A 1,511-nucleotide genomic window follows, 5' to 3' on the forward strand; every position below is an offset into this window, starting at 1 on the left:
ACAACGAGGAGCGGCCAAAGAAGGCATTGGGCGGACTGACACCGAGCGCCTACGCGAAGCAACTGGCAGCCACTACCATCCACCCCGGACTCTAAATCGCCCCGCTACTGAAAGCGGGGGGACGTCGAGCCGGCCCAGCGCGTCGTAGCCGAAGCGGCGCAGCGGCGGCTCGGTCTGGTCGCCGGTGCGCAGCACGGCCAGGTTGCCGACTTCGTCGAACTCGAAGCCGAGCGGCCGGTGGTCTTTCCTCGACGTCCTCATCCGCCTTCCCGCTTCCGCGAAAAACCCGGGTGCGGCCTTCGGCCTTACCCGGGCTACGCTAGCTGGCTGTTACGCGCAGACGTCTCGATTTTAGTCATCGGGGTGACTCACGGAGCGTGCAGAGCCTCCTTGATAGCCAAGGAACATAGAGAGCGACAAAGAAGGCCACATAAGGACCAACCGCTAGGACATAGGCCAAGATCTGTGGAGCAATCCAGACCTCGACAGTTTTAAATTTCCACACGAAGTATACGATGAAGCCAAACGTTACCAACCTGCGCAGATGTCTCAACGCAAACTTGCAGGCTACAAGCTCAACAACGAACCCAGTTGCCAGACCGAAAATCAGCTTTGGCACAAAGAGCAATGACGCACTGTACAGCTCGCCTACCTCCCCAACTGTCCTGACGGCCCATCGGTCCGCAAGTGTGACTAGGTAGAGATCGATTGCCCCTCCTAGAAGCACAACGACACCCGCCAACAAGAGCGATTTTATGGTCTTAGCGTTCGTCGAAGCTCTCTGATCCATTCAAGGCACTTCAGAGTCAAAACCACCCCCGCCATTCGGGCCGTAGCAAACTCTGTATCTTTATCTGTCCTCTCAAATTTATTTATTACCCGCTGCTCCGTTCGGGTACGCAGAAAAGCTCGAGGTTGCCCACAGTCCATTTCCGTACAAATCTCGACCAAATGGTTGAGCCGCCGGGTCTCGTAACTCTCACGATAGCTGCGAACACGTGAGCCCCAGCAGTCGCCCGTCTGAGTACCCCTGAGCATCGCGCCCCAACCGCCACCTTGGCTGGAGTGCGCTCTACCCATCTGCGGACGGCCGGGTGCCGGAGGATCAGCAGATACGCGCTGCAAGAACCACCCGGTATCGCTAAGAAGTTGGCGGTCCACTAAGACATCTTGTGTGCCACTACCAAAGGAAAGTAGGGGGCGACACTGTGGAGCGAGTCCCAAAGGATCAAAATAGTTCAGAGGACTGGCGTAGGAGTACCGGTATGTGCTCAACCCGCCATTTAGCCCGATTGGATCGCTCTCCACATACCGCCCGGTAGCGGGCTCGTAGTCTCGGAAGTAGTTGTAGTTCAGCCCGCTCGCACTGTCGTAGCGCTGGCCCGGGAAGCGCATGTCGAACACGAAGGCGATGCCGTCGGCGTCGGGGTCCGGGTTGGGTTGATCCGCGCCGAACGCTTCGCCGGTCAGGGGCCAGGTCCAGACGGCCTTCTCGCGGATCGGGTCGATGA

General features: G+C 58.6%; 2 protein-coding genes. Both read right to left on the reverse strand.

The genetic code is table 11. The annotated features are described in order from the left end of the window. Positions 1–72 precede the first annotated feature (72 nt). A complete protein-coding gene (locus FQY64_RS14590) occupies positions 73–261 on the reverse strand; it encodes a hypothetical protein (protein ID WP_146475462.1) in 189 nt (62 codons plus the stop codon). Between the two features lie 492 nt (positions 262–753). Continuing rightward, a partial coding sequence (locus tag FQY64_RS14595) for an RHS repeat-associated core domain-containing protein (protein WP_146475464.1) occupies positions 754–1,511 on the reverse strand: 758 nt, incomplete at its 5' end.

The sequence above is a fragment of the Vulcaniibacterium thermophilum genome (genome assembly GCF_007923255.1).
GTDB classification, from domain to species: domain Bacteria; phylum Pseudomonadota; class Gammaproteobacteria; order Xanthomonadales; family Xanthomonadaceae; genus Lysobacter_F; species Lysobacter_F thermophilum.

Excerpts from the sequence above, each read along its gene's own strand:
- FQY64_RS14590 (WP_146475462.1), bottom strand. The coding sequence starts at position 261 with ATGAGGACGTCGAGGAAAGACCACCGGCCGCTCGGCTTCGAGTTCGAC.